The 23,977-nt window shown below is 50.2% G+C and carries 24 protein-coding genes; 17 read left to right on the top strand and 7 right to left on the bottom strand.

Features of this window, described 5'->3' with window-relative positions:
- Positions 1-2 precede the first annotated feature (2 nt).
- The 4 genes from L0B52_RS07475 to L0B52_RS07460 all read left to right on the top strand — a co-directional run bounded on the left by L0B52_RS07475 (position 3) and on the right by L0B52_RS07460 (position 3,037).
- Positions 3-1,364, top strand: coding sequence for a sigma-54 dependent transcriptional regulator (locus L0B52_RS07475; RefSeq protein ID WP_235064103.1), 1,362 nt, complete (start codon positions 3-5; stop codon positions 1,362-1,364).
- 76 nt (positions 1,365-1,440) lie between these two features.
- Complete coding sequence (locus L0B52_RS07470) at positions 1,441-1,971, top strand: methylated-DNA--[protein]-cysteine S-methyltransferase (RefSeq protein ID WP_235064102.1); 531 nt, start codon at positions 1,441-1,443, stop codon at positions 1,969-1,971.
- A gap of 44 nt (positions 1,972-2,015) precedes the next feature.
- Entirely contained in the window at positions 2,016-2,528 is a 513-nt protein-coding gene (locus L0B52_RS07465) for an NADPH-dependent FMN reductase (RefSeq protein ID WP_235064101.1), read from the top strand.
- Entirely contained in the window at positions 2,525-3,037 is a 513-nt protein-coding gene (locus L0B52_RS07460; protein WP_235064100.1) for a YcxB family protein, read from the top strand. Before L0B52_RS07465 ends, L0B52_RS07460 begins: the two co-directional genes overlap by 4 nt.
- Before the next feature lie 101 nt (positions 3,038-3,138).
- On the opposite strand, the gene sucD is transcribed toward L0B52_RS07460, so the two are convergent.
- Positions 3,139-4,011, bottom strand: coding sequence for a succinate--CoA ligase subunit alpha (gene sucD / locus L0B52_RS07455; RefSeq protein ID WP_235064099.1), 873 nt, complete (start codon positions 4,009-4,011; stop codon positions 3,139-3,141).
- A gap of 9 nt (positions 4,012-4,020) precedes the next feature.
- Positions 4,021-5,181, bottom strand: a complete 1,161-nt coding sequence (gene sucC, locus L0B52_RS07450; RefSeq protein ID WP_235064098.1) for an ADP-forming succinate--CoA ligase subunit beta — start codon at positions 5,179-5,181, stop codon at positions 4,021-4,023.
- A gap of 131 nt (positions 5,182-5,312) precedes the next feature.
- On the opposite strand from sucC, the gene L0B52_RS07445 reads away from it, so the two are divergent.
- Positions 5,313-5,717 carry a thioesterase family protein gene (locus L0B52_RS07445; protein WP_235064097.1) on the top strand — a complete coding sequence of 135 codons (405 nt, stop codon included), beginning with the start codon at positions 5,313-5,315 and terminating at the stop codon, positions 5,715-5,717.
- A 4-nt stretch (positions 5,718-5,721) separates the two neighbouring features.
- Here the strand turns inward: L0B52_RS07445 and rluD are convergent, their stop codons facing one another.
- The gene (rluD, locus tag L0B52_RS07440; RefSeq protein WP_235064096.1) at positions 5,722-6,699 is read right to left on the bottom strand and encodes a 23S rRNA pseudouridine(1911/1915/1917) synthase RluD; all 978 of its coding nucleotides are present in this window, start codon (positions 6,697-6,699) and stop codon (positions 5,722-5,724) included.
- A 44-nt stretch (positions 6,700-6,743) separates the two neighbouring features.
- Here rluD and L0B52_RS07435 point away from each other — a divergent pair, with 44 nt between their 5' ends.
- A complete protein-coding gene (locus tag L0B52_RS07435; protein WP_235064095.1) occupies positions 6,744-7,571 on the top strand; it encodes an outer membrane protein assembly factor BamD in 828 nt (275 codons plus the stop codon).
- 5 nt (positions 7,572-7,576) lie between these two features.
- Here L0B52_RS07435 and L0B52_RS07430 read toward each other — a convergent pair whose 3' ends face one another.
- From L0B52_RS07430 to L0B52_RS07420, 3 genes are read right to left on the bottom strand one after another with little or no spacing between them, the layout of a single operon-like run.
- On the bottom strand, positions 7,577-7,975 hold the full coding sequence (locus tag L0B52_RS07430) for an HIT family protein (protein ID WP_235064094.1): 399 nt from the start codon (positions 7,973-7,975) through the stop codon (positions 7,577-7,579).
- Positions 7,976-7,987: 12 nt separating this feature from the next.
- Entirely contained in the window at positions 7,988-9,070 is a 1,083-nt protein-coding gene (locus L0B52_RS07425) for a WG repeat-containing protein (RefSeq protein WP_235064093.1), read from the bottom strand.
- Positions 9,067-11,109 carry a M3 family metallopeptidase gene (locus L0B52_RS07420; RefSeq protein WP_235064092.1) on the bottom strand — a complete coding sequence of 681 codons (2,043 nt, stop codon included), beginning with the start codon at positions 11,107-11,109 and terminating at the stop codon, positions 9,067-9,069. The genes L0B52_RS07425 and L0B52_RS07420 overlap by 4 nt, the downstream gene beginning before the upstream one ends.
- A gap of 176 nt (positions 11,110-11,285) precedes the next feature.
- On the opposite strand from L0B52_RS07420, the gene L0B52_RS07415 reads away from it, so the two are divergent.
- Both L0B52_RS07415 and L0B52_RS07410 read left to right on the top strand, forming a co-directional pair.
- Positions 11,286-12,248, top strand: coding sequence for an SLAC1 anion channel family protein (locus L0B52_RS07415; protein ID WP_235064091.1), 963 nt, complete (start codon positions 11,286-11,288; stop codon positions 12,246-12,248).
- Between the two features lie 42 nt (positions 12,249-12,290).
- Positions 12,291-12,602, top strand: a complete 312-nt coding sequence (locus L0B52_RS07410; protein ID WP_235064090.1) for a helix-turn-helix transcriptional regulator — start codon at positions 12,291-12,293, stop codon at positions 12,600-12,602.
- Here L0B52_RS07410 and yccX read toward each other — a convergent pair.
- Positions 12,592-12,864, bottom strand: a complete 273-nt coding sequence (gene yccX, locus L0B52_RS07405; RefSeq protein WP_235064089.1) for an acylphosphatase — start codon at positions 12,862-12,864, stop codon at positions 12,592-12,594. The genes L0B52_RS07410 and yccX overlap by 11 nt on opposite strands.
- A gap of 176 nt (positions 12,865-13,040) precedes the next feature.
- Between yccX and L0B52_RS07400 the strand changes: the two genes are divergently transcribed.
- The 9 genes from L0B52_RS07400 (at position 13,041) to greA (ending at position 23,969) form a co-directional block, all read left to right on the top strand.
- The gene (locus L0B52_RS07400) at positions 13,041-14,627 is read left to right on the top strand and encodes a peptide chain release factor 3 (RefSeq protein ID WP_235064088.1); all 1,587 of its coding nucleotides are present in this window, start codon (positions 13,041-13,043) and stop codon (positions 14,625-14,627) included.
- 15 nt (positions 14,628-14,642) lie between these two features.
- Positions 14,643-15,407, top strand: a complete 765-nt coding sequence (locus L0B52_RS07395; RefSeq protein WP_235064087.1) for a DUF815 domain-containing protein — start codon at positions 14,643-14,645, stop codon at positions 15,405-15,407.
- On the top strand, positions 15,404-16,813 hold the full coding sequence (locus L0B52_RS07390; RefSeq protein WP_235064086.1) for an MATE family efflux transporter: 1,410 nt from the start codon (positions 15,404-15,406) through the stop codon (positions 16,811-16,813). Before L0B52_RS07395 ends, L0B52_RS07390 begins: the two co-directional genes overlap by 4 nt.
- Complete coding sequence (locus tag L0B52_RS07385) at positions 16,813-17,277, top strand: tRNA (cytidine(34)-2'-O)-methyltransferase (protein WP_235065477.1); 465 nt, start codon at positions 16,813-16,815, stop codon at positions 17,275-17,277. Before L0B52_RS07390 ends, L0B52_RS07385 begins: the two co-directional genes overlap by 1 nt.
- Positions 17,278-17,288: 11 nt before the next feature.
- Positions 17,289-18,179, top strand: coding sequence for a 1,4-dihydroxy-2-naphthoate octaprenyltransferase (gene menA / locus L0B52_RS07380; protein WP_235064085.1), 891 nt, complete (start codon positions 17,289-17,291; stop codon positions 18,177-18,179).
- 126 nt (positions 18,180-18,305) lie between these two features.
- Positions 18,306-19,442 carry a glutamine-hydrolyzing carbamoyl-phosphate synthase small subunit gene (gene carA / locus L0B52_RS07375; protein ID WP_235064084.1) on the top strand — a complete coding sequence of 379 codons (1,137 nt, stop codon included), beginning with the start codon at positions 18,306-18,308 and terminating at the stop codon, positions 19,440-19,442.
- Positions 19,443-19,445: 3 nt separating this feature from the next.
- Complete coding sequence (gene leuE / locus L0B52_RS07370) at positions 19,446-20,087, top strand: leucine efflux protein LeuE (RefSeq protein ID WP_235064083.1); 642 nt, start codon at positions 19,446-19,448, stop codon at positions 20,085-20,087.
- Between the two features lie 33 nt (positions 20,088-20,120).
- On the top strand, positions 20,121-23,318 hold the full coding sequence (gene carB, locus L0B52_RS07365) for a carbamoyl-phosphate synthase large subunit (RefSeq protein WP_235064082.1): 3,198 nt from the start codon (positions 20,121-20,123) through the stop codon (positions 23,316-23,318).
- A 135-nt stretch (positions 23,319-23,453) separates the two neighbouring features.
- A complete protein-coding gene (gene greA, locus L0B52_RS07360; RefSeq protein WP_409202292.1) occupies positions 23,454-23,969 on the top strand; it encodes a transcription elongation factor GreA in 516 nt (171 codons plus the stop codon).
- The last annotated feature ends 8 nt before the right edge of the window (positions 23,970-23,977 follow it).

The raw sequence follows: 23,977 nt of genomic DNA, 5'->3' as shown, positions 1-23,977 counted from the left end.
TCATGAGTAATCAAAGCATCACTATTTTAATTGTTGACGACGAAACGATGATTTTCGAGAGCATCGCCGATATTCTCGAAGACGAGGGCTATCAGGTGCTAACCGCGGAGAATGCCGAACAGGCACGCGAGCAGTACCGGGCGCATAGTCCTGATTTGGTCTTACTCGATATCTGGATGCCTGACACTGATGGCATCAGCCTGTTGCGCGAGTGGCAAGAAAGCGGCAACCCGAATACGATGACGATTATGATGTCAGGCCATGGCAACATCGAAACCGCGGTGGAGGCGACCAAACTCGGCGCCTATGATTTCTTGGAAAAACCGTTATCGACTGGGAAAATGCTGCTGACGATTAACCGAGCGCTACAAACCCAGGAGCTTAAGAGTCAAAACGCGGCGTTAAAATCAAAAATCGCCCCAGATATTGAACTCATTGGCAACAGCCGTGTGATGCAAGAACTACGTGAGCGCGCCACGCAACTAGCCGAGCAATCGGTGCCTTTAACGCTTACCGGTAGCGCGGGCACCGGTAAACGCCAGCTTGCGCATTATATCCACCAACACAGTCCTCGCCACGAGCAACCGTTTATCGTCGCCAATATCGCAGCGATGGATAATGAGACGATTCTTACTAACTTGGCTGGTGATAGCAAACGCGCGGGGATTATCGCCCAAGCCAATGGCGGCACGCTGTATATCGATGAGGCCAGCTTGCTCCCTACCGACGCCCAGAAACTACTCAGTCAGATCATCGAACACGAGGCCTACCAGCACGGCGATGGCAAAGGCGAGCGACACATCGATACCCGGCTGATTTTTGCCAGCCGTCTGCCGCTGAATCTGCTCAAAGAACGCCTTAGCGCGGAGCTATTTGATCATTTAAGCATCGCGACCCTCACCATTGCCGATTTAAATAGCCACAGCGAAGACATTCCTGATTTACTCGATTATTTTGTCAATCATTTCGCCGACGTTGAAGAAATGCCGTATCGTCATTTCTCGCTGGCTGCGCAAAACCTGCTTCGCCAACATCATTGGCAAGGCAACGTACGCGAGGTACGCAATCTGGTACAACGGCTTTTGCTTGCCAGCGAACAACCCGATATTGGCCTTGAAGAGGCGCGTGAGGCGCTTGCGCCACTTGAGGCACCAAGCGAGGACAATACCTGGTCGCAGATCATTCCTAAAGACTTATCGCTGCGTGAGGCGCGAGAAATGTTTGAGCATCAGTACTTACTCGAACAATTTCGCCACTGCGATGGCAATGTGGCCCAGCTCGCTGGTCGTGTTGGCATGGATCGCACCAACTTGTATCGTAAATTACGCAGCTTAGGTATCGACCCGACTCAAAAATCGTTATGAGTTTGTGGTGAAGCGTCGCTATACTGACGCTGAAGCCAAACAGCGTATGTTTATCAGTCAATAAGGGAGTGAGATCATGAATGAGACGCTATTAGCGACCAGTTCTCTAAAGACCCCACTGGGCGAGATGTATCTTGTTGCTGGTGAGCAAGGGGTATGTTCGCTGGAGTATTGTGACAGTACGCCACTTGCCGACGAATTAGCGTCTTTGGCTAAATACCTTGGTAAATATCGACTCAGCGATCAATCGCCGCATATCGAGCTCGCTAAAGATGAGCTGGTACGCTATTTTAACGGCGACCTGCAAACCTTTGCCACCCCTTTATGGTTGATTGGTACCCCTTTTCAGCAGCAAGTCTGGCGAGCGTTACAAACCATCGCTTATGGTGAAACCTTAAGCTATGGCGCTCAAGCAGAACGCATCAACAACCCTAAAGCGGTGCGCGCTGTGGCGCGTGCCAACGGGCAAAACCGTATTTCTATTATCATTCCGTGTCATCGCGTGATCGGCAGCGATGGCTCACTGACTGGCTACGCTGGTGGGCTATCGCGTAAAGCATGGCTGCTTGAGTATGAACAAGCGGTCAAACACAACCCACGCTCATAACCTTTGTTTTATACTAAACGCATCTTTTTCCTCAAGGAGTTTCTATGAGCGCGATTATCGCTTTTGCCGGCAGCAACAGTTCAACGTCGATTAACCATCAATTAGTCACTTATGCCGCCTCACTCTTAAACGAGGCACAAGTGATTACCCTCACCGATTACGACATCCCAATCTATGACGCTGATTATGAGCGCGAGCAAGGTATTCCCGAAGAAGCGCAACGTTTGGCTGACACGCTCAAACCCGCCAAAGCGCTGATCATCAGCGTCGCTGAACATAACGGCGGGCTGGCTGCTTTTTTTAAAAGCCAGCTCGATTGGTTATCACGCCATCAGCGCGACTTCCTCAAAGACAAAAAAGTGGTCATTCTTGGCACGTCACCTGGTGCATCTGGCGCACAATCCGCGATCTCCACTCTTGAGAAAATGCTGCCGTTTTTCAGCGCTGAGGTGATTGCCACCTGTGCTATCGGGCAGTTCAACGAGGTCTTTCAACAAGGTAAGCTCATCGACAGTCAAGCTGACGCGCGACTGAAAGAAGCGCTGGCCCAATTATGAGTGAACCAGTCACTTACACAATCAGCGCTAAAGATTATGTGGCAAGCATGCGGCTCTTCAGCCGCTTGACGCATAAAGCCTTAATCGTCCATTTGCTCGTTGCCTTTGTCCTGCTGCTACTCGCGCTCTTTTCCAGCATGCCAGCACTACGCGGCGCAGGCATCGGTGGGTTAATCGGTGGGGGCACAGTATTTGTGTTAGTCCGCCTCACTTTACCCTGGTTTTCTCGTCGCAACTACCGCAAATATAAAATGATCCATAAACCGATTACCCTAAGCGTCCATGAAGACAGCGTCGAGTTCGCATCAAAGGATTATGATTCACTGATTCGTTGGCACAATATTTTAAAATGGCGCGAAAATGAACACTATGTGCTGATTTACATCATGCCGCGGTTATTCTATATCGTCCCTAAACGCATTAGCACAGAGGGTTTTGATCTCAAATCGCTCACTGACAGCTTAAGCAAACAGGTTGGCGCTAAAGAAGCCCTTAATCCTTGGTTGTGATCGATCAAAGTGCAATAACACCCTGCTTTCTAGCAATTATTGAAATACACTTACCCATAAAAAAACCCGGCCTAAGCCGGGTTTTTTAGCAAATGCTGCGCTTAAGCATTCATCAGCTTCTTCAACGTTTCACCAATATCAGCTGGTGAACGCACGGTGGCAACGCCAGCCGCTTCCAAAGCTTTGAATTTATCATCAGCTGTGCCTTTACCGCCAGCGATAATCGCCCCAGCGTGACCCATGCGCTTGCCAGGAGGTGCTGTTACGCCTGCGATATAAGCAACAACGGGTTTGCTCACATGCGCTTTGATGTATTCAGCGGCTTCTTCCTCAGCGCTACCGCCGATCTCACCAACCATAACAATCCCTTTGGTTTGTTCATCCGCTTCAAAAGCAGAAAGCACGTCGATGAAGTTGGTACCGTTGATCGGATCCCCACCGATACCGACACACGTTGACTGTCCCAGACCGATTTGTGTGGTTTGGTGTACGGCTTCATAAGTCAGCGTACCTGAACGCGAGACAATGCCGACTGAGCCTGGCAAGTGAATGTGTCCTGGCATGATGCCCATTTTACATTCGCCCGGTGTGATCACCCCTGGGCAGTTTGGACCAACCAAACGCACGTTCGTACCGCTGATTGCAGCCTTAACCCGCATCATATCGAGCACAGGAATCCCTTCGGTAATACAAGCGATCACTTCAATCCCTGCATCAACCGCTTCTAAAATAGAATCGGCGGCAAAGGGAGGTGGCACAAAGATCATCGACGCATTAGCACCAGTTTCGCGCACTGCTTCGTGGCAAGAATTAAACACAGGACGGTCTAAGTGGGTTTGCCCACCTTTACCTGGGGTCACGCCGCCAACTAATTGTGTGCCGTAAGCAATCGCTTGCTCAGAATGGAATGTGCCCTGTGAGCCGGTAAAGCCTTGGCAAATAACTTTGGTGTTTTTATTGATATAAATACTCATGGTGACTCCTTATTGCGCTGCCGCAACGGCTTTTTTCGCCGCGTCGGTGAGGTCATCAGCGGATTCGATGTTGAGTCCGCTCTCATCGAGCATCTTGCGCCCGAGTTCTACGTTTGTCCCTTGCAAACGCGCCACCACCGGCACTTTCAGATCAATTTCTTTCGCCGCGCTGATGATGCCTTCAGCAATCAAATCACAGCGTACGATGCCGCCAAAAATGTTAACCAGAATTGATTTCACATCTTCAGAGCTTAAGATCAGCTTAAACGCTTCTTTAACCCGCTCAGAGGTCGCGCCGCCGCCAACATCCAGGAAGTTTGCTGGTGCACCACCGTGGAGTTTAACAATATCCATGGTCGCCATCGCCAGGCCAGCGCCGTTAACCATACAGCCAATGTTGCCATCGAGCGCGACATAGTTGAGCTCCAACTCACTGGCTTTGTTTTCACGCTCGTCTTCTTGAGTCGCATCGCGCATCTCGGCCAAATCTTTATGGCGATAAAGCGCGTTATCATCTAAGCCGATTTTCGCGTCAAGTGGCAATAAATTGCCTTCGCCGGTCACGATCAATGGGTTAATTTCTAACATCGCCAAATCTTTTTCGACGAACATTTTGTATAAGCCGTTAAGCAATTTAACCAGTTGACCGGTTTTTTGCTTGTCTAAGCCCATTTCAAAGCCGAGGTAACGGCCAATATACGGCTGATAACCCGCGGCTGGATCAACCCCAATATTGAGAATTTTCTCTGGCGTTGACTCAGCAACTTCTTCGATGTCCATGCCACCTTCAGCAGAAGCGATAAACGATACGCGACGGGTTGCGCGATCGACCACAGCCGAGACATACAGCTCATCGACAATATCAAGACCTTCTTCGATGAGCACCATATTAATTGGTAAGCCGACATCGCCGGTTTGCTTGGTTTTCAAGGTGTTACCGATCATGCCGGCCGCATACTCACGCACCTCATCCAACGATTTGGCCACTTTAACGCCGCCAGCTTTACCACGCCCACCAGCGTGTACCTGCGCTTTGACCACCCAAACCGAGCCACCTAATTCTTCGGCGGCGCTCACTGCCTCATCAGCAGAATGTGCCAAAATGCTGCGTGGTGTGGCAACGCCATACTCACGAAACAGCGCCTTAGCCTGATATTCATGCAAATTCATAATTAACTTCCATAGAGTTGATGGATAAAAAACCGAGTCAATGCTACCAAAAAAGCTAAGCGCAGGCTATGTTTTCTGGTCTATCTCAAGATATAATCGATCGTTTGAATCGCTTAACGGATAGAAAAATCATGACTTTTCATCATCATACATCGATAGACATCCGTTGGGGCGATATGGATGCTTACGGACACGTAAACAACACGATCTTTTTCCGCTACCTCGAAAGTGCACGTTTTAAGTATTTTGAAGAGGTTTGCTTACCGGCTGTCGAAGGCCCTGTTCCGATGATTGTCATGGTCGATATCAGCTGTCAATTTAAAGAAGAACTGCGCTATCCTGCGCATATTGTTGTTGGCAGCAAGGTCAGTCGCATCGGTGGCAGTAGCTTTGACGTGAGCGCGGAAATCCGCCAAGGCGATAAGCTATGCGCCACTGCTAAAGCGATCATGGTGTGGATTGATCCCAAAACAAAGAAACCGGGTCGAATTCCCGAGCGCGTGCGCCAAGCGATTGAGAATTTCGAAGCGCAATAAGCGTTTAGGCTTCTTGCTCTACCCTTAGAACGTCAAGCAGCGCAGTAAAATCATCAGGCAGTGGCGCACTGAAGGTCATCGTCTCGCCACTACCCGGATGGGTGAGATGAAGCTCGGCGGCGTGCAGCGCCTGACGTGGAAACTGCTGCACTGCTTCGCGCGCAACCTCGCTCATCCCTTTAGGAACATGCGCTTGCGCGCCGTAGACTTTATCCCCGACTAATGGGTGATGGATATGCGCCATATGCACGCGAATCTGATGCGTACGCCCACTTTCAAGCTGTACACGTAATAACGTCACCCCGTCAAAACGCTCTTCGATACGGTAATGCGTTCGTGCGGCTTTGCCGTCGCTACGTACCGCCATTTTTACCCGCTCACTACGATGCCGACCAATCGGCTCGTCAATCGTGTCTCCGGCAGTCACATAACGATGCACTAAAGCTAAATACGTCCGCCCCATCGTGCGTTCTTGCAGCTGTTCGACCAAATGGGTGTGTGCACGCAGACTGTGCGCAACCACCAATAGTCCGCTGGTGTCTTTATCTAAGCGATGAACAATGCCAGCACGCGGTAGCTCTGCTGTGCTCGGGAAATAGTGTAATAGTGCATTGAGCAATGTGCCATCGTGGTTACCCGCTGCCGGATGAACCACCATACCAGCTGGCTTATTGAGCACAATAATATCTTGATCGTGATAGAGTACATCGAGTGCAATCGCCTGTGGGGCATGCGCCACCTGCACCTCACACCAAACCGCGCCAGAAATCTTATCCCCCAGGCACACGGATGTTTTCGGTTTGGCTTTTTTATCGTTACACAGAATATCGCCTTCTTTGAGGCTTTGCTGCAAGCGGCCGCGCGATACGCCATCGACGCGCTCAGCGAGCACTTGGTCTAAACGGCGGCCATGTTCGCCCTCATCGACACGAAAATCGATGACAAGATGGTTTTTTTCTGAGTTTTGAGTATTAGTAGGCATGGTTTACGTTTATAATGGAGTTTTGAATGATATTTGGGTGTTTTATGCAACGTACACGTATTGTGCTCAGCTTAACGCTTGCCGGGCTACTTACAGCATGTTCTTCACTGCAGCAAGACAAGACGCTGAACTGGAGCGCTGACCAGCTGTATCGCGAAGCCAAAGCAGAAATGGACGGTGGCAACTATAGCACAGCTGCAAATTATCACACCAAATTACTCTCACGCTACCCCTATGGCAAGCTTGCTCAACAAAGTATGCTTGATCTCGCGTTTAGCTACTACCGTGATGGCGAAGGTGAGAAGGCGGAAAAAGCTTATGATAACTTTATCCGCACCTACCCGAACCACCCGTATATCGATTACGCATACTACATGAAAGGCGTGGTCGTTTACGAGAAAGACGTTAACATCTTCTCTAAACTCAATCCGATCAACCTCACCCAGATCGACCCGAGTAAACTACAACGTGCGTTTGATAATTTTAGCTATCTGGTTGAAACTTATCCGAAAAGTGAGTACAGCGAAGATGCACGCTATCGCATGTTGTTCTTGAAAAACCTCATGGCACAGCATGAATTAGAGATCGCTGATTATTATATGCGTCGTGGGTCGTACGTTGCTGCGGCTAACCGCGCGAAAAATGTGGTCACGCGTTACGACGGTGCCCCTAGTGTACCTTATGCCTTGGCTTTGATGAGTCGCGCCTACCAAGAGTTAGCGCAGCCACAATTACAAAACGATGCGCTGCGTGTACTGAAGATGAATTTCGCCTCGATGATGAACGATCAAGAAATTCAGCACTACCTTAACGGCGACATCAGCAAAAAACAAAGCCTATGGGATTTGTTATTCGCTGAGCCAAAAATCTAAGTTCGTTAACGCTTCTCCTGCCACTCGGTAGCAATCATTTGACCAAGTGATTGCTGTTCGGCAGCGCTCACGGTAACTTTATCAATGAAATTCATCTCCTTAGCCTGATTCAACGGCACAAGATGAATATGCACATGCGCCACCGCTAAACCAATCGAGGCCATGCCCACTTTTTGACACGGCACGACGGCTTCGATTGCCTGAGCGATACTGCGTGCAAAGCGCATTAACGCCAGATAGGCTGGCTCATCAAGCGCAAATAGATTTTCGTGCTCGGTTTTAGGCAGGCAAATCACATGCCCACGCGCATTCGGGTTCGGCTCCATGAACGCAATGTGCGCTCCGTCTTCGGCAACCACAATGGCCGGACGTGTGCCTTCGATCATCTCGGTAAATACACTCATGCTTCTCCAAGGTTATGGATTAATGATGGGTTGTGCGCGCAGATTGAATTCAACCGCTAATATTTGATAGCCATCCTCACTGCGCAAAAACCAGACAGTGCGCGTGTCATCAGGCGCACCCCAGCTAATCTGATACACCGGATAGCAGCTTTCATAAAAATCATCACAATGATTCACATAATCCAGCCATGAGCGCGGCAGATTGAGCGAGAAAATCCCAAACTCCTTATCGCGCCGATACGGCTTATACTCGACACCAGAGGCCAACGCTTGTTTGAATGCGCGTAAGAAAGAAACCATGGCTGGATCGTTCACTGCTTGTTCGCGCGTGAGGGTCTTATCTTGATAATACAGCACGATCTCTTCAAAAAGCAGCCCGTCATAGCGTTCAGCCGCTAAGGCGTTGACTAAACCGCCTTCTACAAAGGCGTTGAATTCACGCTGGGTATTGACCGCGTTATAGCGCTTGCCATCAACGCCCTGCCAAACATCGCGCAGCGGATCGTCACTGTCGCCTATTGCAAAAGAAAACCAATCAATCGCATCAACGTCACCAACAAAATCAGCCACAATCACTGTTCCATCACGATCGACTAAGCTTCGCGAACCACCTAGCCAAGACCAGTGCTCATCATCGGAAGAGCGGCGTGCACCCGATAGTACAACACTCATGCCATTTTGCACGCGACTGAGATGATTATATTCCGCTGGGATGATCCATTGCCCTTTGTGATCAAGTAGCCCCATATCCCAATCCGCATTATAGGCACGCAACGTGCCTTCGCTTTCGCAATCACTGATCGCATCAGGCGCATAAGGCCGATAATCCAAACGCTCACCGGTTTTCAGCAATACGCCAGAGCTCACAGTATTCTCATCATATTGTAAATAGCCCATCAAATGCTCGAGCCTTTTAGCGTGGGTGATCCCTGAGAACTGCGGCTCAAGTACCACCTCACCGTCAGCATCTTTAAAGCCAATCAGGATCTCTCCATTCTCATCAAACCCATCAAAAGCCGTCCATAGATCATCTGATGCCGCTTGGGCCAATAGTACGCTAGAGGTAAGGGCAAGCGCCGCAACCCGCGCGATCATTGACTTATCCCGTTGTGGCGCAGTAGCGCATCAACATTCGGCTCACGGCCACGAAAAGCGACAAAGCTCTCCATGCTGCTGCGCGCGCCACCGACTGCGAGAATTTCATCACGAAAACGTGCGCCAACTTCTGGGTTGAACACCCCTTCTTCTTCAAACGCGCTAAAGCTATCAGCAGAAAGCACTTCAGCCCATTTATAGCTGTAATATCCTGCGGCGTAGCCACCGGCAAAAATATGCGCAAATTGCATTGGGAAGCGGTTATCGGCGTAGTCTGGCGTAACCGCGACTTTTGCGCGCACCTCATCGAGCACCTCAAGCACCGGCCGGCCTTGTTCACTGGCGCTGTGAATCCGCATATCGAACAAAGAAAATTCCAGCTGACGCAGCATTGCCATCGCTGATTGGAAGTTTTTAGCAGCTAGCAGCTTATTAAACAGTGCATCAGGGAGTTTCTCGCCACTGTCTTTATGCCGGGTGAGCGCGTCTAAGCCTTCGCGGGTATAGCAAAAGTTTTCCATAAACTGGCTAGGCTGCTCAACCGCGTCCCATTCAACGCCATTGATTCCAGATACGCTATAGATATCCACTTCGCTCAGCATATGATGCAAGCCATGGCCAAATTCATGGAATAAGGTGGTGACTTCATCATGGGTGAGGTAGGCTTCTTCGTCCCCGACCGGCGGAGTGAAATTACAGACCAAATACGCCACTGGTAGCTGCAACGTTTCACCATCACGAAAACGCTGTACTGCACCGTCCATCCACGCACCACCACGCTTTTGCTGGCGCGCGTATAAATCAAGGTAAAAACGCGCTTGCACCGAGCCATCATCGGCTAATACATCATAGGCGAGCACATCTTTATGCCAGGTGCTCAACGCTATATTAGGGGTAAAGCGCGCACCAAAGAGTCGTTCGCTAATCGAAAACAACCCTTCAAGCACCTTAGACACCGGAAAATAGGGGCGTAAATCTTCCTGGGAAATCGCGTATTTCGTCTGCCGCAATTTTTCCGAGACATAGGCAACATCCCATGGCTGCACATCATCCAAATCGAGTTCACGCGCAGCAAAGGCGCGTAATTCCGCCATATCAGCCTCACCCGCCTGCTTACTCGCTTTGAGTAAATTGTCGAGAAAGGCGTCAACCGCCGCCGGCGTCTTCGCCATCTTATCGTCCACCGATAGCGCGGCAAAATCGGCAAAACCGAGCATCTCTGCCATCTGCGCCCGCAACGCTAAAATCTCACCAACGATCGCTGCATTATCAAAGGTATTGGCGTTTGGCCCTTTGTCTGAGGCACGCGCGTTATACGCTGCATACACTTCACCGCGCAGACCGCGGTCATCAGCATAAGTTAAAATAGGGATCACCACCGGCGCATCTAAAGTCACACGAAAACCATGCTGGTCGTGTTGGCTTGCTAAATCTGCCATGAGTGCCTTGGCGCTATGTGGTACGCCTTGCAACGCTTGTTCCTCGTCATCAATCAATTTATGCCAAGCATCGGTCGCATCGAGCACATGATTGGAAAACTGGGTGGATAATTCAGAAAGCCGCAAACTGAGCTTTTTAAAGCGCGCTTTTTCCGCATCCGGCAAAGCCACCCCACTGCGCTCAAAATCTTCCAAAGCGTCATCGATCACTTTTTTCTGGGTAGCGCTCAGCAAAGCAAAATCCTCACTATCACGCAACGACTTAATCGCGGCGTACAGTCCACTATGTTGCGCCATATCAGCGCCGTATTCTGATAATAGCGGCAGCGCTTGTTCATACGCTTGGCGCCAAGCATCGGTGCTACACACGCTGTATAGGTGGCCAATCGGCGAAAACGCTCGTGACAGGCGATCATCCATACGCTCTAACGGCAGAATGAGATTATCCCAAGTGAATGCGTCTTGCTTTAACAGTTCGTCAAGCTGCTCTCGATTCTCATCAATAATCGCAGCAATCGCGCTGACGTGTTCAGGTTTCAGCGCCACAAAATCTGGGGCTGCAGGTGGGTGATACAGTGGGTTGGCAGCAAAATCACGCATAGGGATACTCCATTTAACATCATGTGGATTAGATGGCGGCAAACTCAGAAAGTTCAAGCATTAGGACACTCTGGCACAAGGTATAGTACACCACCGCGCTTACCCGCAAACCTGTTTATATATAATTATTTTATGATATTATTATTTAACAATCTATTGCCTATTCAGGAACAGCCATGTCTCAGCCAATGCGTTTACCATTTTTCCCTATTTCCATGTTCGCGGTCATCATGGGGTTTGCGGGGCTTACCATCGCCAGTCAGCGTATCGAGCAATCATTATCGCTTAACTGGCAGTTTAGCCCAATACTGATTGTTCTGTCTGCAGCCTTATTTTTCCTGATCAGCGTCATTTATGCACTGAAAATCATCAAACACCCACAGGTCGTTACTGAAGAATTCAACCATCCGATACGCTTGCATTTTTTCCCGGCTTTTTCGATCAGTTTACTGCTGTTCAGCATAATCCTTTTACCCATACAGACAACAGCATCGTTGACGTTTTGGCTACTTGGCAGCGTTGTACACTTGGCACTCACGCTAAAAATCATCACCATGTGGATTCAAAATGCACAATTTGAGCTCAAACACATGAATCCGTCGTGGTTTATTCCCGCAGTAGGCAATATTATTGTGCCGATTGCTGGCATCACCCATGCGCCCGCCGATATTTCCTGGTTATTCTTTAGTATTGGCCTGGTGTTTTGGTTAATTTTATTGGTTATTTTCTTCAATCGGATTATTTTTCATCATCCACTACCAGAAAAGCTCCTGCCGACCTTTTTCATCTTACTCGCACCGCCAGCAATTGGTTTTATCGCTTATATGAAGCTTAATGGCGAACAATTAGACGCTTTTGCCCGCGTATTGTATTTCTTTGGTATTTTTATTTTGATGCTACTGATCATGCAGTTATCGCTGTTACGCAAAGTGCGGTTTTATTTGTCGTGGTGGGCGTATTCTTTCCCAATGGCCGCCATAACACTCGCCAGCCTGCAAATGTCTCATGCGACAAATCTTTTGTTTTATCGTAACTTAGCGCTTGTGCTATATGGAATTTTGGGCGTTTTGATTGTGCTATTAAGCGTGCGTACGCTAATCGCGATTTATCATAAAGAGATTTGTATCGAAGAAGAATGAGTATTCTTGTGATATATTACATAATTTTTAAGGAAGCAACCCATGGATGCCATGCTCGCTCAGGCTGACGAAGTCTCACAGTTACTCAAGCTCATCGCCAATAAACACCGTTTAATGGCGTTGTGTGCCTTAGTCGAACAACCGCGCAATGTCACCGAACTCATCGAGATTGTTGGTATCGCACAAACCTCAATGTCTAATCACTTGGCAATTTTACGCGAAGCCAATATTGTCGATTTCACCCGCGACCACCGCACCCTAACCTATTATATTAGTAACGATAACCTGCAAATCATACTCGCGACGTTACACGGTCTATACTGCTCTGATTTCGCCAAATCTGTTAATCAGTAATCACAAAATTCGTTAACGCCTCATCCGCTGCACACGTTATTTCACCAACGTTTTCCACGCTTGCCGCGGGTGGGCCTTGCCACAACCAAACGCTTAGCGCCTCAATCGCCGCCTCATCCCCTTGAGCGAGCACTTCTACCCGCCCATCTTCAAGATTACGTACATAACCGCACACTTCAAGTGCCTTCGCTTGTTTTTGGGTGTAATAGCGAAAAGCCACGCCTTGCACACGACCGCTGACTATAAAACGCTTACATAACATCTGCACCCCTCCTCTCGCTAACAAAGCACCATCATACCTTAGCGCCTTGGTCATAGAACAAACCCTCTCCCACAGAAGGAAAAGCGCGCCGAGGTCAGCGCGGTCTATGTTAAAATAGCCGGTTTGCAACCTGTCAGTAGATCAGCCGTGCTGTGCATAATAAGGATTTGAATTAAGTGGATTTATCTAACGATTATCGGGATCGTCGCACTTTTGCGATCATTTCTCACCCAGATGCGGGTAAAACAACCCTTACCGAAAAACTGCTGCTTTTTGGCGGAGCGATTCAGCTCGCCGGAACAGTTAAGGGCCGTAAAGCCGCGCGCCACGCCACCTCTGACTGGATGGCGATGGAGCAGGAACGCGGTATTTCTGTAACCAGTTCGGTGATGCAGTTTCCTTATCAAGGCAAAGTGATCAACTTACTCGACACCCCAGGGCACGAAGATTTCTCTGAAGACACCTACCGCACACTCACCGCTGTCGACTCTGCGCTGATGGTGATTGATTGCGCAAAAGGGGTTGAAGAACGCACGATCAAGCTGATGGAAGTCTGCCGCCTGCGTGACACCCCAATTTTTACCTTTATCAACAAGCTCGACCGCGAAGGACGCGACCCGATGGAGTTGATTGACGAGGTTGAGGATGTGTTAAAAATCGATTGCGCGCCGATCACCTGGCCGATTGGCATGGGGCGAAGCTTAAAAGGCGTTTATCACCTGTTAGAAGATAAAGTGTATTTTTACGAATCCGGCAAAGGGTCTTTGGTGAATGTAGGGGAAGAAGTCGATGGCCTGGATAACCCGCGCCTAGATGAATTACTGCCCGACATGATTGCCGATTTTCGTGATGAAATCGAACTCATTCGTGAAGCCAGCAATACGTTTGATCAAGAGGCATATCTCAAGGGTGACTTAACCCCGGTCTTTTTTGGCTCCGCGATTGGTAATTTCGGGGTACGCGAAATGCTTAACGACTTTGCTAAATACGCACCTGCACCGCGTGCGCGCAAAACCACTGTCCGTGAAGTACACCCTTCCGAAGACACCTTTAGCGGCTTTGTGTTTAAAATCCAGGCCAATATGGATCCGAAACATCGTGACCGAATTGCCTTTTTACGCATCAATTCCGGTACCTTTACCCCCGGCATAAAGCTGCGCCAAGTACGTTTGGCGCGTGATGTAAAAATCCCAGATGCGCTGACCTTTCTCGCCGCAGAACGCGATCAAGCGACCAAAGCCGTTGCCGGCGACATCATCGGCATCCACAACCACGGCACGATTCGCATCGGCGATACCTTCACCTCCGGCGAAGAATTACAATTTACCGGCATCCCCGACTTCGCTCCTGAGCTCTTTCGTCGCGTCCAACTCAAAGACCCGCTGAAAATGAAAGCGTTACTCAAAGGGCTAGAACAGCTCTGCGAAGAGGGCGCCACGCAATTTTTCAAACCAATCATGGGTAATGATTTAATCCTCGGCGCAATCGGGGTGCTGCAATTTGACGTCGTGCAAGCGCGGTTACAAACCGAATATAAAGTGGATTGTCAGTTTGAAGGGGTCAATGTCGCGACCGCGCGTTGGGTAGAAGCCCCCAACGATAAAGCGCTCAAGCAGTTTGTCGATAAAAATCAGGCCAATCTGGCACATGATCACTACGGCCAGCTGGTCTATGTTGCCCCGTCAAGGGTTAACTTGCAGCTCACCCAAGAGCGCTTCCCTGATATCGAATTCAGCGCCACCCGCGATCATTTGGCGCAATAGCTTAAGGAGCAAGTCATGTACGATGCATTAACCGATGCCGAAGCCGCAGGAAATCGCGCCTTTGCCCGCCTGCAATGGCAAGGCGCGTGGCAACTGGTGCCAATTAGCGTGCGTGATGATGTATTACTTGATGACTTGCTCGGGATTGACACGCAAAAAACCGCAGCGCACAGCAATGTCGCAGCATTTTTAAACAATCAACCATATAACCACATGCTGCTATGGGGCGCTCGTGGTACGGGTAAATCCTCGTTAGTGCGCGCCCTGTTCCACGCGTTTGCTCACTTATCGATTGTCCAGCTTGCCTGCGATGACCTTGACGAGCTGGCGTATTTGCTGTGGTTACTTGGCAAACGCGATACGCAGCATTATCTGCTCTACATCGATGACCTCTCTTTTGCTGCTGACGATGGCAGCTATCGCGCACTCAAAGCAGTACTTGATGGTTCATTACAAGGCATCCCTGATAATGTGATGCTGTGTGTTACCTCAAACCGCCGCCATTTACTGAGCGAATACCATAGCGATGAACGCGCCATCCATCCGCAAGAAGACATCGAAGAGCATATTTCGCTCTCCGAACGCTTCGGGCTACGACTTGCCTTTCATCCGCTCTCGCAAAGCGGTTATTTAACCGCTGTCGCGTATTGGCTCAAGCAGAGCGGCATTGAATATGATGAACAGATTGAGCGCAGCGCGCTGCAATTTGCATTAGCACGCGGTTCACGCAGTGCGCGGGTTGCGGCACAATTTGTGCGCCACTACCAGGCAGGCGAATGAGCCAACCTATCGCGCGCTTCACACAAGGCAACTTGTGGCGGCATGTATCGGTGATGTCGCTGACCAACGCCACCGGCTTAATGATGGTGTTTTTGGTCGATTTCATCGATATCTATTTTATCTCCTTACTCGGTGAATCCGCGCTCGCCGCCGGGGTCGGCTTTGCCGGATCCGTACTCTTTTTTGTCCGTTCAATAGCACTCGCGCTTGCCATCACCACCAGTGTGCTGGTCTCCCGCCACTTAGGCATGAACGATCGCGATGGGGCTGCGCGCATGGCGATGAATATTCCTTTGCTGGGTTTTGTGATTATCGCTGTGGTCGCCACCATCGCTTTTATCTTTCGCGACACATTACTCGCTTGGGTCGGTGCCAGTGGGCCAACCAAACAATACGCCGCTGACTACCTTGCAATCGTCATCCCAGGAACACTCGCCATGTTGCTCGGGATGTGTGGCGGGCAAATTATCCGCGCAATGGGCGAGGCCAAGCTGTCGATGTGGATCGCCATTACTGGCGCATTGACCAATGCTGTGCTTGATCCGATCTTTATTTTTGTTTTTGATTGGGGGCTTTCTGGTGCCGCCTGGGCAACGGTTGCCTCGCAAGTGGTTGCGCTTAGTCTGTCGTGGTGGGCCATTATTGGTCGTTTCCGTTTGATCACCCGCTGGTCATTCTCTGCCTGGTTGCAGGATATTAGCCCGGCAATGGCGATTGCTTTCCCATCGGTGCTCACTAATATCGCCACCCCATTTAGCGCCGCCTTTGCTGCGCGGATGATGGCACCCTTTGGTGATGGCGCTGTCGCGGCATTCGCGGTGGTGATGCGTTTGGTGCCGATGAGTTTAGCCGTCGTATTTGCCTTATCTGGTGCAGTTGCCCCTATTGTCGGTCAAAACGCTGGCGCTGGCCGTTTTGACCGCGTGCGTGACACTTTATGGCAGGCATTAAAATTCAATTGGCTGGTGGTGGTTGCGATGACCACGGTGCTATTTTTGTTACGCCACCAACTGCCACACTGGTTTTCTTTAAACGACGAGGCGGTTGAGCTATTAGTGCTGTTTTGTAGCGGCATGACCCTGCTTTTTGGCTTTAACGGGATGATCTTTTTCTTAAACGCCTCGTTTAACAACCTTGGTCGGCCGTTTTATTCAACCCTTACCAACCTTGCTCGCGTTTTGCTCGGTTCGGTACCTTTGGTCTATTTAGGACAGCATTTGTTCGGCGCACGCGGTGTACTCTACGGTTATATGAGTGAGGGAATTATCGTGAGCATCATTGGTTGGCTGGTTGCGCAACGCCTTGTCGCGCGTTATGAATCTGGCGAACTTCAACTCAGACGACAGCGTCGTCGTGATCAACGCCGTAGCGCTGCGCTATGGCCTTTTAGTAAACGGTGGCCATAATCATGCATATCGCACTCTTTCAACCGCAGATTCCCCCCAATACGGGTAATGTAATTCGTCTCTGCGCGAATACTGCCACCACCCTGCATCTGATTCACCCGCTGGGTTTTGTGTGGGATGACAAGCGCCTGCGTCGTGCGGGGATGGATTATGCGGAGTTTGCCGCGGTCATCCATCACGACCATTGGGACGCTTTTTATCAGGCGATGGGCGAGCGAACCATTTGGGCGCTCACCACACGTGGTACGCGGAGCGTATACGATGCGCACTTTAGCGAAGACGATGTACTGCTTTTTGGTAGCGAAACCGCAGGTCTTTCGCTACAAGCACATGCCGCGTTAGCCACCGAACACAAACTACGTCTACCGATGCACGCCGATTCACGCAGCCTCAATTTATCGAACAGCGTTGCCGTGGTACTCTATGAGGCCTTGCGCCAAACTGGCTTTGCTGGATTATTATAAAAGGAATCATCTTGAGCGGTCTTCACCTCCTTGAACTCATTCGCCCACGCACGCTGTTACTCTCTATCGCCGTCATGCTCCCCGGTAACGCCATGGCAGCCGCTTATGGCGCTTTTTCCGCACTCACCTTTGCGCTGATGCTGCTAACCACCATCGGCCTGCAATCGTTATCGAATATCGCCAATGATTATGGCGATGGCATCCGCGGCACAGACGAACACCGCTCAGGCCCTCGACGCTTAGTTGCCAGCGGTATCTTAGGTGTGAGCACGGCAAAGCACATCATGATGGTGTGTGCGATCTTAACCCTGTTAAGTGGCGCATTACTGATTGCGATCAGCGTCCAAAGCTGGGCTCAGGCGCTGGATTTTATGGTGCTTGGAATTATCGCGATACTCGCCGCCATCGGCTATACCGTAGGTCGCTACGCCTACGGCTATTACGGTCTTGGCGAGGTCGCTGTTTTTCTCTTTTTTGGCCTGCTCGCTGTTTGTGGCAGCTATTATTTACAAACCGCGCATTACAGCGCGCCAGTGTGGCTGATCGCCATCGGCTGTGGTTTACTCGCCGCCACTGTGCTGCATATCAATAACTTACGCGACATCGAAACCGACCACTCTAGCGGCAAACACACGATTGCCGTTTGTCTGGGTTGGCAGTTAGCACGCTGGCAACAGCTGTTTATGATGACTATCGCCCTACTCTGCTACGCCTGTTATGCCATTATCACTAACTATTGGTTCTCGCTGCTATGGTTGCTCGCGCTACCGCTGATTATCAAACATCTGCGCATCATCCTGCGCGCAAAACAACCAGCGATAGTCGGCAAAGAGCTTAAAGCCATCGTGCAAATTAATTTATGGATTAACGCCTTATTCGCTCTTGGCCATTTATTCGTTTAAGCGCCATCACATAATACAAAAGTTATTTTTTCTGCCAATTCAAAAGACTGCTCATTCCCCTCTACCAAGGATTCTAAAAATTAACTATACTAAACAGGTTTGACTTAAATAAGACGGAGAAAGGCAGTGCAAAGAGTGGCGATTTTAGCTTTGGCAGATGGCAGTGTTTTTCGGGGTCGCGCCATCGGTGCAGACGGCATGCGCTGCGGCGAACTGGTGTTTAACACCTCGATGACTGGCTATCAGGAAATCCTCACCGATCCGTCTTATGACCAACAAATCGTTACCCTCACCTACCCTCATATTGGTAATACTGGCGTTAACACGCTTGATGTTGAATCATCGAAAACCCACGCTGCGGGTTTAGTCGTGCGCGATGTTCCTGAGCTTTACAGCTCGTGGCGCGCTGAACAATCATTGCCTGATTACCTGCGTGATAACAATATTATTGGCATCGCCGATATCGATACTCGCGAGCTCACCCGTCGTCTGCGCACCCATGGCACACAAAATGCCTGCTTGATGGCTGGCGATGAGATCGATGAAAACGAAGCGATTGCTGCCGCTAAAGCGCACCCTTCGATGAGCGGGCAAGACCTTGCCAGCGGGGTGAGCGTTAAAGAACAGCAGCCTTGGTCGGGCGAGTCCATCTGGCAAATTGACAGCAATGCTTATGCCAAGCAACAGGACGCGCACTGGCATGTGCTCGCCTACGACTTTGGCACAAAAAGCAACATCTTCCGCTTACTTGCCGAGCACGGCTGCCGCGTCACCATAGTACCTGCACATACTACCGCCGAAGAGGCGCTAGCGCTCAACCCTGATGGTATTTTCCTATCTAATGGCCCAGGCGATCCTGAACCACTCACCGACATCGTCGCCACTATTCAAACCTTTATTGAGCACAAAATCCCCACCTTTGGCATCTGCTTAGGACACCAGTTACTTGGGCTCGCCTGTGGCGCGAAAACGCTGAAAATGAATCACGGTCATCATGGTGCGAACCATCCGGTACAAGACCTGGACAGCAAACAGGTGATGATCACCTCACAAAACCACGGCTTTGCTGTCGATGAGGCGACTTTGCCAGAGAATGTTCGCGCCACCCACCGCTCACTCTTTGACGGTACATTACAAGGCCTGGCCTACACCGATGCGCCAGCTTTTGGCTTTCAAGGCCACCCAGAGGCCAGCGCTGGCCCGCGCGATTCAGAACCGTTATTCACCCGCTTTATTGACGCCATGAAACAGGCGAGCAAATAAGGCATGTTCGGCATTACCGACCTAAGCACTTATATCATTGGCACGGTGGCGATTATTCTACTCCCCGGACCAAACTCGATGTTTTGCTTGGCGGTAGCGGGTCAATACGGCGCTAAAATCGCCTACCGCGCAGTCGCCGCCATTTTTATCGGCGATGGCATTTTGATGTTGGCTTCAGCGCTTGGCGCAGCCTCATTTCTAAAAGCCAACCCACAGTGGTTTGACGTCTTACGTTTAGCAGGCGCGCTGTATCTCGCCTACATCGGTATCACACTTATTATAGGTGCTTACCATAAATGGCAACGCAAGCCGAAACCGGCCAAACTCAGCACCAAAGTACGCGCAAGACGGGTATTCACCAAAGCGCTGACGCTCAGCTTAATGAACCCAAAAGCGATTTTATTTTTTCTGTCGTTTTTTGTGCAATTTGTTGACCCAGCATACCCACAGCCCTACCTCAGCTTTTTTATTTTGGCTTTTATCTTGCAGATCATCAGCATGATCTATCTGAGCGTACTGATTTTTGCCGGCGTTCGTTTGGTACGCGCCTTTCAAACGCATTACCGCGCAGGTGCAACCGGCATGGGCGCCATTGGGACTTTATTTATGGGCTTTGCCGCCAAACTTTGGCAGGCAAGCATTTGATGATTTTTATTTTAGCGACGTTAAGAGAATACTATGCCTAAACGTAATGACCTCCAATCTATCCTCATTATTGGCGCAGGACCGATCATCATTGGTCAGGCGTGTGAATTTGATTATTCTGGCGCACAAGCGTGTAAAGCGCTAAGAAACGAAGGGTTTCGCGTTATTCTGGTGAATTCCAACCCAGCGACGATCATGACTGACCCAGAGATGGCTGATGCAACGTATATCGAGCCGATTCAGTGGCAAACGGTTGAAAAGATCATCGCCAAAGAACGCCCTGATGCGATTTTGCCAACCATGGGCGGACAAACCGCGCTTAACTGCGCGCTTGATCTTGCCAAACATGGGGTCCTCGAACGCTATGGCGTTGAGCTGATCGGCGCATCGGTCAAAGCGATTGAAACCGCCGAAGATCGCGACTTATTTAAAAAAGCGATGGATGAAATCGGCTTAGGCAGCGCTAAATCCTTTGCCGTACATTCGATGGATGAAGCGCGTACCGCGCAAGCAGAATTAGGCTTCCCAGTGATCATTCGCCCGTCTTTCACCTTAGGCGGCTCCGGTGGCGGTATCGCGTACAACCGCGATGAATTTGAAGAAATCACCGCCCACGGCCTCGATTTATCACCGACCAATGAAGTATTACTCGAAGAATCGCTGCTTGGCTGGAAAGAGTTTGAGATGGAAGTGGTGCGCGATAAAGCCGATAACGCGATTATTGTCTGCGCGATTGAGAACTTCGATCCGATGGGCGTACATACTGGTGACTCAATTACCGTAGCACCAGCGCAGACCTTAACTGATAAGGAATACCAAAACCTGCGTGATGCCTCGATCGCGATTTTGCGTAAAATCGGCGTTGAAACCGGCGGTTCGAATGTGCAATTTGCCATTAATCCTGACGATGGGCGCGTGATTGTGATTGAGATGAACCCTCGTGTATCCCGCTCATCAGCGCTGGCTTCAAAAGCAACCGGATTCCCAATTGCCTCGGTGGCAGCAAGATTGGCGGTTGGTTACACGCTTGATGAACTAAAAAATGATATCACCGGCGGGGTCACACCAGCCTCATTTGAGCCAAGTATCGATTATGTAGTCACCAAAATCCCACGCTTTGACTTTGCCAAGTTCAAACAAAGCAACCGCCGCTTAAACACACAAATGCGCTCGGTTGGTGAAGTAATGGCGATTGGCCGCACCTTCAAAGAATCGTTTAACAAAGCGTTGCGTGGCCTGGAGAATGACCACTACGGCTTAGATCGTCCGCAATACGACGGTGAACTCGCTGAAGCGGTTGCCACACCAACCCCTGAACGCCTGTTTTATGTCGCTGAAGCCTTGCGCGAAGGTTGGACAATTGATGAACTTTATCAAACCTGCGCGATTGATCCGTGGTTTTTAGCACAAATGGCTGAATTGATCGCGATGGAAGCGCCGTTACGTGATCAAGGCATTGACGCGCTCAACGATGCGCAAACACTGCTCACTTATAAGCGCGCTGGTTTTAGTGATGCCTTTTTGGCTGATTGCTGCGAGGTGCAAGAAGCCGAAATTCGTGCCCTGCGTCACAAACACGAGATCCACCCGGTTTATAAACGCGTTGATTCCTGCGCGGCAGAATTTGCCAGCGCCACCGCCTATTTATACTCCACCTACGAGCCGTTCTGTGAAGCAGCGCCTAGCGATAATCGCAAAGTGATGATTCTTGGTGGTGGGCCAAACCGCATTGGCCAAGGGATCGAGTTTGATTATTGCTGTGTACACGCCGCTTTGGCGCTCAAAGCTGACGGCATTGAAACGATTATGGTCAACTGTAACCCAGAAACCGTTTCTACCGATTTTGACACCGCCGATCGCCTCTATTTTGAGCCATTAACACTCGAAGATGTGTTAGAAATCGTGCGTGTGGAACAGCCTGATGGCGTAATCGTGCAATACGGTGGGCAAACGCCGCTGAAATTAGCGCGTGCACTTGAAGCTGCCGGGGTAAACATCATCGGCACACCGCCTGATGCGATTGATCGCGCTGAAGACCGCGAACGTTTCCAGGCGCTGCTTAACGACTTAAACCTCTTACAGCCACCAAACCGTATTGCGAGCAGCAGCGAAGAAGCGCGCGTTAAAGCGCAAGAAATTGGCTATCCGCTGGTGGTTCGTCCGTCATACGTGCTTGGTGGTCGTGCGATGGACATCGTATATCAAGATGCGGATTTAGCGAACTACATGCAAGAAGCGATCGTGGTCTCTCCTGATGCGCCAATTTTGCTCGACCGCTTTTTAAACGATGCGATTGAGGTCGATATTGACGTAATCAGCGATGGTACAAACGTCATCATCGGCGGCATCATGGAACACATCGAGGCCGCCGGCGTGCATTCCGGCGATTCAGCTTGCTCACTCCCGCCATACCGCTTAAGCGAAGAAATCACCACAGAAATTGCTGCGCAGGCGCGTGCGATGGCCTTAGCGCTCGGTGTGGTTGGCCTGATGAACGCGCAATTTGCCGTGCAAGGCGACACGATTTACATTCTTGAGGTGAACCCTCGCGCTTCGCGTACCGTACCGTTTGTTTCTAAAGCGACTGGGCGTCCGCTGGCAAAAATCGCCGCGCGCTGCATGGCCGGACAAACGTTGGCTGAACAAGGCATCAGCGGCGATATTGTGCCGGATTTATTCGCAGTTAAAGAAGCTGTGTTCCCGTTTGCCAAGTTCCAAAATGTCGATCCACTGCTAGGCCCGGAAATGAAATCAACCGGTGAAGTGATGGGGCTCGGCGCAACCTTTGCCGAAGCGTTTCATAAAGCGATACGTGGCGCTGGTGAAACTTTGCCTCAACCCGGTGGCACAGTTTTTGTTTCGGTACGTGATGAGGATAAAGCCCAGGCGCTGGAGATGTCGCGCGCCTTAACCGAGGCTGGCTATCGGATTATCGCGACCACTGGCACAGCGGCGTATCTAAGCGAACATGGCGTAAATTGTGAGCGGGTGAACAAGGTCGCACAAGGACGTCCGCATATCGTTGACCATATTATCAATGGCGATATTGATATGATTGTGAACACTACAGCGGGTAAAAAATCGGTGTCCGACTCGTATTCGATTCGCCGCCAAGCATTGATGCATAAAGTCTTTTACTCGACCACGATTGCCGGCGGCCTGGCAACTGCCTATGCGCTCAATCATCGCGATGAAGAAACGGTGCGCAGCCTGCAATCGATACATGGCTAAACACCGCATAAATCGCATGAAGGTTAGCGGTTCATCATGTAGCGAAAAGCCACAAGACAAACGCTAGCATCTGCGTTATAATAGCCTTTTCCACAAGCCCTGCGTTGTAGCGCAGGGCTTTATTCGTATGGTTAAATGGTCAACAAACGGACCACTGACAAAAGAGGTATCCATGGCAAAAAAATCCCCATGACCAAAAATGGCGCTGAAAAATTACGTACTGAGCTTGAAAAACTCAAAGGCGAAGATCGCCCACGCGTGATTAACGCGATTGCTGAGGCGCGTGAGCACGGCGATTTAAAAGAAAATGCCGAGTACCACGCAGCCCGCGAAGAACAAGGCTTCATCGAAGGCCGCATCAAAGAAATTGAGTTCAAACTCGCTAATGTACAGATTATTGACGTGGCCAACCTGCCTCGCGAAGGTAAGGTTGTTTTTGGCACCACCGTTGAGCTGGAAGACCTAGACAGCGGCGAAGCGATGACCTACACCATCGTTGGCGAAGATGAAGCGAGCATCAAAGACGGCTTACTGTCTAACACCTCGCCAATCGCCCGTGCGTTGATGGGTAAAGAAGAAGGTGAAACGGTTGATGTGACTGTCCCTGGCGGCAGCAAAACCCTAGAAATCGTTGCGGTTCACTACGAATAAACGCCTTG

Source organism: Suttonella sp. R2A3, assembly GCF_021513215.1.
Lineage (GTDB): Bacteria > Pseudomonadota > Gammaproteobacteria > Cardiobacteriales > Cardiobacteriaceae > JAHUUI01.
This window is presented reverse-complemented; position numbering and strand designations above follow the sequence as displayed.

Excerpts from the sequence above, each read along its gene's own strand:
- L0B52_RS07475 (WP_235064103.1), top strand. The coding sequence starts at position 3 with ATGAGTAATCAAAGCATCACTATTTTAATTGTTGACGACGAAACGATG.
- L0B52_RS07470 (WP_235064102.1), top strand. The coding sequence starts at position 1,441 with ATGAATGAGACGCTATTAGCGACCAGTTCTCTAAAGACCCCACTGGGC.
- L0B52_RS07465 (WP_235064101.1), top strand. The coding sequence starts at position 2,016 with ATGAGCGCGATTATCGCTTTTGCCGGCAGCAACAGTTCAACGTCGATT.
- L0B52_RS07460 (WP_235064100.1), top strand. The coding sequence starts at position 2,525 with ATGAGTGAACCAGTCACTTACACAATCAGCGCTAAAGATTATGTGGCA.
- sucD (WP_235064099.1), bottom strand. The coding sequence starts at position 4,011 with ATGAGTATTTATATCAATAAAAACACCAAAGTTATTTGCCAAGGCTTT.
- sucC (WP_235064098.1), bottom strand. The coding sequence starts at position 5,181 with ATGAATTTGCATGAATATCAGGCTAAGGCGCTGTTTCGTGAGTATGGC.
- L0B52_RS07445 (WP_235064097.1), top strand. The coding sequence starts at position 5,313 with ATGACTTTTCATCATCATACATCGATAGACATCCGTTGGGGCGATATG.
- rluD (WP_235064096.1), bottom strand. The coding sequence starts at position 6,699 with ATGCCTACTAATACTCAAAACTCAGAAAAAAACCATCTTGTCATCGAT.
- L0B52_RS07435 (WP_235064095.1), top strand. The coding sequence starts at position 6,744 with ATGCAACGTACACGTATTGTGCTCAGCTTAACGCTTGCCGGGCTACTT.
- L0B52_RS07430 (WP_235064094.1), bottom strand. The coding sequence starts at position 7,975 with ATGAGTGTATTTACCGAGATGATCGAAGGCACACGTCCGGCCATTGTG.
- L0B52_RS07425 (WP_235064093.1), bottom strand. The coding sequence starts at position 9,070 with ATGATCGCGCGGGTTGCGGCGCTTGCCCTTACCTCTAGCGTACTATTG.
- L0B52_RS07420 (WP_235064092.1), bottom strand. The coding sequence starts at position 11,109 with ATGCGTGATTTTGCTGCCAACCCACTGTATCACCCACCTGCAGCCCCA.
- L0B52_RS07415 (WP_235064091.1), top strand. The coding sequence starts at position 11,286 with ATGTCTCAGCCAATGCGTTTACCATTTTTCCCTATTTCCATGTTCGCG.
- L0B52_RS07410 (WP_235064090.1), top strand. The coding sequence starts at position 12,291 with ATGGATGCCATGCTCGCTCAGGCTGACGAAGTCTCACAGTTACTCAAG.
- yccX (WP_235064089.1), bottom strand. The coding sequence starts at position 12,864 with ATGTTATGTAAGCGTTTTATAGTCAGCGGTCGTGTGCAAGGCGTGGCT.
- L0B52_RS07395 (WP_235064087.1), top strand. The coding sequence starts at position 14,643 with ATGTACGATGCATTAACCGATGCCGAAGCCGCAGGAAATCGCGCCTTT.
- L0B52_RS07390 (WP_235064086.1), top strand. The coding sequence starts at position 15,404 with ATGAGCCAACCTATCGCGCGCTTCACACAAGGCAACTTGTGGCGGCAT.
- leuE (WP_235064083.1), top strand. The coding sequence starts at position 19,446 with ATGTTCGGCATTACCGACCTAAGCACTTATATCATTGGCACGGTGGCG.
- carB (WP_235064082.1), top strand. The coding sequence starts at position 20,121 with ATGCCTAAACGTAATGACCTCCAATCTATCCTCATTATTGGCGCAGGA.
- greA (WP_409202292.1), top strand. The coding sequence starts at position 23,454 with ATGGTCAACAAACGGACCACTGACAAAAGAGGTATCCATGGCAAAAAA.